At 63.8% G+C, this 6,688-nt stretch carries 5 protein-coding genes; 1 reads left to right on the plus strand and 4 read right to left on the minus strand.

The annotated features are described in order from the left end of the window. Positions 1–89 precede the first annotated feature (89 nt). The 4 genes from fghA to PQR08_RS38315 form a co-directional block, all read right to left on the minus strand. Positions 90–938 carry an S-formylglutathione hydrolase gene (gene fghA, locus PQR08_RS38300; RefSeq protein ID WP_408164414.1) on the minus strand — a complete coding sequence of 283 codons (849 nt, stop codon included), beginning with the start codon at positions 936–938 and terminating at the stop codon, positions 90–92. A 14-nt stretch (positions 939–952) separates the two neighbouring features. After that, positions 953–2,059 (minus strand): S-(hydroxymethyl)glutathione dehydrogenase/class III alcohol dehydrogenase, encoded by a 1,107-nt coding sequence (locus PQR08_RS38305; protein WP_408164416.1) that lies wholly within the window; start codon positions 2,057–2,059, stop codon positions 953–955. Between the two features lie 37 nt (positions 2,060–2,096). Continuing rightward, positions 2,097–3,311, minus strand: a complete 1,215-nt coding sequence (locus tag PQR08_RS38310) for an AGE family epimerase/isomerase (RefSeq protein WP_408164418.1) — start codon at positions 3,309–3,311, stop codon at positions 2,097–2,099. A gap of 108 nt (positions 3,312–3,419) precedes the next feature. Then, on the minus strand, positions 3,420–4,853 hold the full coding sequence (locus tag PQR08_RS38315; RefSeq protein ID WP_408164419.1) for a xylulokinase: 1,434 nt from the start codon (positions 4,851–4,853) through the stop codon (positions 3,420–3,422). Positions 4,854–5,187: 334 nt separating this feature from the next. Between PQR08_RS38315 and PQR08_RS38320 the strand changes: the two genes are divergently transcribed. After that, positions 5,188–6,579 (plus strand): nucleobase:cation symporter-2 family protein, encoded by a 1,392-nt coding sequence (locus tag PQR08_RS38320; protein WP_187609841.1) that lies wholly within the window; start codon positions 5,188–5,190, stop codon positions 6,577–6,579. Positions 6,580–6,688: the final 109 nt, after the last annotated feature.

Below are 6,688 nucleotides of genomic sequence, written 5' to 3' on the forward strand. Positions count from 1 at the left end.
TGACCCCCGCCCCGGGGAGGGGCAGAGCTAATAGACCACCGCGAAATCGGGATTCCACGAAAGCGAAAGCGAAGGCAAGACCAAAAGACTCACCGACACAAAACCCGCGCATGATGCGCGACATGTTCCCCGACGAAGGTCGAGATAAAGAAGTACCCGTGGTCATACCCTTCATGACGCCGCACGATCACCTCGTGCCCCGCCCCCCGCGCATTGCGCTCCAACACATCCGGATGCAACTGCTCGGCAAGAAACTGATCCGCCAGTCCCTGATCGACGAGAATACCGCCTTCGAACCGCGCCGCGGCATCCCCCTTGATGAGTTCGCTCGCATCATATTGCTTCCACGCTTCGCGGTCGTCGCCGAGATAGCCCGAGAACGCCTTCACGCCCCACGGACACTGCGAAGGCGCCGCGATCGGCGCGAACGCCGACACCGACCTGTACAACTCAGGATTGCGCAACGCGAGCACGAGCGCGCCATGACCGCCCATCGAATGTCCGAAGATGCCGATGCGATCCTCACGCACAGGCAACTCGGCGAGCACCGTCTCGCGCAATTCCTGCGTCACATACGAGTACATCCGATAACGCCGTGCCCACGGCTCGCGCGTCGCATCGACATAAAAGCCCGCCCCGACGCCGAAATCCCACGCATCTTTCTCGCCCGCAATATCCGCCCCGCGAGGCGAAGTATCCGGCGAGATCAACGCGATACCGTGTTCCGCCGCATAACGCTGCGCGCCCGCCTTGATCGGAAACGTCTCTTCCGTGCAGGTGAGGCCGGCGAGATAAAACAGCGCCGGCACCTTTCCGGACGACGCCCGCGCAGGCAAAAAGACGGAGAAACGCATCGGCAGGCCGATAGTCTGCGATTCGTGCCGATAGATGCGCTGCACGCCGTCGAAGCAACGATGTTCTTCCACGAGTTCCAGCATGGCGTTTTCCTCGCTCAGTAGATGACGACGGAACGGATCGACTCACCCTTCTTCATCAGGTCAAAGCCATCGTTGATCTGCTCCAGCTTGAGATGATGCGTGATCAGATCGTCGATATTGATCTTGCCTTCCATGTACCAGTCGACGATCTTCGGCACGTCCGTGCGCCCGCGCGCGCCGCCGAACGCCGAGCCTTTCCATTCGCGGCCCGTCACGAGCTGGAACGGGCGCGTGCTGATCTCTTCGCCCGCCGCCGCCACGCCGATGATGAACGACTGCCCCCAGCCCTTGTGCGTGCATTCGAGCGCCTGACGCATGAGCTTCACATTGCCGACGCACTCGAAGGAATAGTCCGCGCCGCCATCGGTGAGTTGCACGATATGGTCGACAACATTCTCGACTTCCTTCGGGTTGATGAAGTGCGTCATGCCGAACTTCTTCGCGAGCTCGACCCGGCCCGGATTGATATCGACGCCGATGATCTTGTCCGCGCCCACCATCTTCGCGCCCTGAATCACGTTCAGCCCGATACCGCCCAGCCCGAACACAACGACATTCGCGCCCGCTTCCACTTTCGCCGAGTAGACGACCGCGCCGACGCCCGTCGTCACGCCGCAGCCGATGTAGCAGATCTTGTCGAACGGCGCGTCTTCGCGGACTTTCGCGACCGCGATTTCAGGCACGACGATGAAGTTCGAAAACGTCGATGTGCCCATGTAGTGGAACAAAGGCTTGCCATCGAGCGAGAAACGCGACGTGGCATCCGGCATCAGGCCTTTGCCTTGCGTCGCGCGAATCGCCTGACAGAGATTCGTCTTGCGCGACAGGCAGAACTTGCACTGGCGGCATTCCGGCGTATATAGCGGAATGACGTGATCGCCCTTTCTCAACGTGCCGACACCAGGCCCGACATCCACGACGACGCCCGCGCCTTCGTGCCCAAGGATCGCCGGAAAGATGCCTTCCGGGTCCGCGCCCGACAGCGTGTAGTAATCGGTGTGACAGATGCCCGTCGCCTTGACTTCGATCAGGACTTCACCCGCGCGCGGACCTTCGAGATCGACTTCCTCGATCGTCAACGGCTTGCCGGCTTCCCATGCGATTGCTGCTTTCGTCTTCATCGTTCAGCTCCTGTAGTTTCGGTGATGCGGATTCTCTTTAGCGCACGACGTTCAGGACTTCGTAGCATGCGCCCATCGTGTGATAGTCGACCTTTCCGGCCGGGCTCTTCTCGTCGCTGTACTGGCGGTTGTCGCGCGTGAGAATGCGATACCACGCGCCCCACTTGTGATCGACGAAATGCTCCCAGCTATACGCCCACAGGCGGTCGTAATCGTTCCAGTAACGCACGGCGAGCGCGGCGTCGCCGTCGCGTTGCGCGTGGTCCGCGAGCAGCGCGGCCGTCGCGAGCGATTCCGCCTGCACCCAGAAATACTTGTCCTCGTCGTAGAACTTGCCGTCGGGATCGAAGCCGTACACCATTCCGCCGTGCTCGTGATCCCACGACAGTTCCAGCGCGCGGTCGAACAGTTCGCGCGCACGCGTGACATGCCACGCCTCGGGCCGATGACGGTCGAGGATCAGCAGCAGCTTCGCCCATTCGGTCTGGTGCCCCGGCTGAAAGCCCCACGGCCTGAAGATGTTGCTGCGATCGCCCTTGTTGTAGTCCCAGTCGATCGACCAGTCCGGCTTGTAGTGTTCCCACACGAGCCCGCCCGCGAGCGCGGCCTGACGGTTCACCATGTTGTCGGCGAGCAGGGCCGCGCGGTCGAGATAGCGCGCTTCGCCCGTCGCTTCGAACGCGGCCAGCAGCGCCTCGCAGGCGTGCATATTCGCGTTCTGTCCGCGATAGTCGGACACCTGCCAGTCGGCGCTCGCTTCGTCCTTGTAGAGACCGTGCTGCGCATCCCAGAAGTGCGTCTCCATCACGTTCCAGGTCTCGTCGAGATACGCGCGCGCCTCGTCGAAGCCCGCTTCGACCGCCTTCGCATAGGCGAGGACGACGAACGCGAGGCCGTAGCAATGGTTGGTCGCATCGGTGACGTCGCGTCCGTTCAGCGTCCACGCATAGCCGCCCGTCTGCGGATTTCGATGAAACTCGCGCAGATATTCGATGCCATGCGCCACGCCGCCGCGATATTCATCGAGACCGAAGTGCTTGTACGCCATCGCGTAGTTGAAGACGAAGCGCGTACTCGATACGAGATGTCGCGATACGCGGTCGTAGATCGTGCCGTCGTTCTTGTAGTAGTGGAAGAAGCCGCCCGCGGGATCCATGCAGTGCGGGTGGTAGAAGGTCATCGTGCGCAACGCGTGATCGAGCAGGAACGCGCGCGCGCGGAAATCGGGATGTGACGGCGAAGGTGCGGGCATGGCTGAGTTCGATGTGGTCTCGACGAAGCGCGCTTCGGTTACCGCTCATATGAAGCGACGCTTCATGCTCCCCGATGCGGATTGCATCGGGATTAAAGGTACGAAAGTTTAAGCGGACTCGCGCCCGATCGTGAACCAGTCTTCGGTACGCCTGTACAGATCGATGAAACGCGCGAGCCGTGCGTCGAGTGAAGCGTTCGCATGCGGCGTCGCGACGAGCGTCGCCGTGGGTGCGAGCGATGCGAGATCGTCGATGCGCCAGTGGCCCGCCGCGATGCCGCCGAGGATCGCCGCGCCGCGCGTCGCCGCGTTCGGGCAGTCGACGGCGTGCAGCTCGACCCGCAATGCATCCGCGAGCAACTGCCGCCAGCGCGCATCGACGGAGCCGCCGCCCGCGAGCAGCATCGAATCGAGCGGCGTGCCGTTCGCGCGAATCGCATCGAGTCCGGCACGCAAGGCGAATGCCACGCCCTCGAACGCGGCGCGCATCATCGTGGCGCGCGTGTCGTCGAGGCCGAGTCCGAGCCAGCCGCCGCGCGCGCCGGGGTTCATCCACGGGGAACGTTCGCCGCTCAGGTACGGCAGGAAGCTCACGGAGGCGCTGGCGTTCGCAGTGAACGCATCGTCGTAGGCTTGCGGCCACGACGCATAGCCGAGCCAGCCGCGCACCGCCTCCAGCGCGACGCCGACGTTCTGCATCGCCGCCATGCGATACCACGCACCCGTTGCCGCACGATACGTGTGCAGGCCATGCACGGGCGCGGGCGCAGCGGCGCACATCACGACGATCTGGCCGCCGGTGCCGGTGGTGAGCAAGGCGTCGCCATCGGCCGACAGTCCGCTGCCGAGCGCGGCGCACGGCGTATCGCCCGCGCCTACGGCCATCGGAATGCCCGCGCGTAAGCCCAGTTCCGCCGCCGCTTCGCCCGATAACGCGCCGCCGCTCTCATGCGATGCCGCCAGCGGCGCGAACCATGTGCGCGGCAGGCCGAGCGCGTCGATGAGCGCATCGTTCCATTCGCCCGATGGCGCCGCGAGCGCGGTCGCGCAGGCATCGGAGGCATCGGTGACGAATCTTCCGCCGAGCTTCGCGCGCAACCAGTCCTTCGGCTGCAACGCCCAGCGCGTGGCGTTCGCAATCTCCGGTTCGTGCGACACGAGCCAGCGCAACAACGGCCCCGCCATGCCCGGCGCAACGGGATTCGGCTGCGGCGCGGGCCATGCGTCGAGCAGATCGCGGGCGCGCGTGTCGGGCCAGAGCATCGCGGCGCGCAGCGCGCGGCCATCGGCGGCGGTCGGCACGACGCCGTGCATCTGCCCGGAAAAGCCGATTCCGCTCACCGCTTCACGCTCGTCCGCGGGCAAACGCGACGCGGCGCCGACGAGCGCGGAGTACCACGCATCGACCGTGGTTTCGGCCCAGCCGGGCTGCGCGCTGGTCACCGAATACGCCGCGCTCGACGATGCGATTTCGCGCCCGTCTTCATCGACGATGGCGAGTTTCAGGGAGCCCGTACCGAGATCGATGCCTAAAAAACGCATGGGATTCCGAGTCTGAAAAGACGTTAGGGAAAACGCGTAAAACGCGGGTATACCCCGCGATCGCGCGACGAACACGAAAAACGGACTATACGCGCGGCGTGATGAACATCATAACGAGCGCTCGAAGAAAGCGGCCTTTCGTCACGCGACGAAATTCCGGCGATGTGCGTCAAACCCTTTGTAGCAAGGACTTGCGCATGTTCGCGCCACCGGTGGCGCGCGAAACCCATATCGACGGGCGAACGCGACGTATAGCGCCGCGTGGTCTTGTTCGTGGGTTCCGATGCACTTAACTTGGAGGCCATTCAAATGGAAGGTGACATAGGAGAGAGACATGGCTTCAAGTTCGGTGAACCCGTCCGTGCATCCGTGCGACGAACGGCTGCCCGCCGGTCAGTTGCTGACGCTCGGCATTCAGCACGTTCTCGTGATGTACGCGGGCGCGGTCGCGGTGCCCCTGATTCTCGGCGCGGCGATGGGACTGCCAAAAGACCAGGTCGCGTTCCTCATCAGCGCGGACTTGTTCTCGTGCGGCGTCGCCACCTTGATTCAGACGCTCGGTCTGTGGATCTTCGGCATTCGCCTGCCCGTGATCATGGGCTGCACGTTCGCGGCCGTCGGCCCGATGGTCGCGATCGGCACCAACCCCTCGCTCGGCATTCTCGACGTGTTCGGCGCGACCATCGCGGCGGGCGTGATCGGCATCTTCCTCGCGCCGATGATCGGCAAGCTGTTGCGATTCTTCCCGCCGGTCGTGGTCGGCACCGTGATCGCGGTGATCGGTCTCTCGTTGATGGGCGTCGGCATCAACTGGGCGGCGGGCGGCATCGGCAATCCCGAATACGGTAATCCGGTGTTTCTGCTGCTGTCGCTCGTCGTGCTTTCGCTGATCCTGCTCATCAACAAGTTCGCACGCGGTTTCATCGCGAATATCTCGGTGCTGCTCGGGATCGTCGCGGGCTTCGTGATCGCCGCGCTGCTCGGCCGCGTGAACATGGATGGCGTCGCGCACGCACCGTGGGTCGGCATCGTGCTGCCGTTCCACTTCGGCATGCCGCATTTCGATGCGCTCTCCGTCGCGACGATGGTCATCGTCATGTTCGTCACCTTCATCGAATCGACGGGCATGTTCCTCGCGGTCGGCGATCTCGTCGAGCGTCCGGTCGATCAGAAAGCGCTCGTGCGCGGCCTGCGTGTCGATGGACTCGGCACGCTGATCGGCGGCATCTTCAACTCGTTCCCGCATACGTCTTTTTCGCAGAACGTCGGCCTGATCGGCGTGACGGGCGTGAAGAGCCGCTTCGTCTGCGCGACGGGCGGCGTGATTCTCGTCGTGCTCGGCCTCTTCCCGAAGATGGCGCAGGTGGTGGCGTCGGTGCCGCCGTTCGTGCTCGGCGGCGCGGGCATCGTGATGTTCGGCATGGTCGCGGCAAACGGCATCAAGACGCTGTCGCGCGTGGACTTCTCGAAGAACCAGCACAACCTGTTCATCGTCGCGGTGAGCGTCGGGATGGGTATGGTGCCGGTCGTCGCGCCGAAGTTCTTCACGCAACTGCCGCACGCGCTGGAGCCGATTCTCCATAGCGGGATTTTGCTGGCGTCGGTGTCGGCGGTCGTGTTGAACATCGTGTTCAACGGCGTGCGCAAGGAACGCGACGCGCGGCGCGATGCGCGTGAAGCCGCGCACGAGTTCGAAGGCGCGGCCCACGCGGGCGACGCGCACTAAAAATGTCGTAACCCTGGAAGTGCTTGCTGGGTGTTTGCGTTGGGCGCCGCGGTGAAAACCGCGGCGTTTTTTTTGGCTGACCGATTTGCCGCGATCGCCGGAAAGCACA

This window comes from Caballeronia jiangsuensis (assembly GCF_046030135.1).
Taxonomy (GTDB): domain Bacteria; phylum Pseudomonadota; class Gammaproteobacteria; order Burkholderiales; family Burkholderiaceae; genus Caballeronia; species Caballeronia jiangsuensis.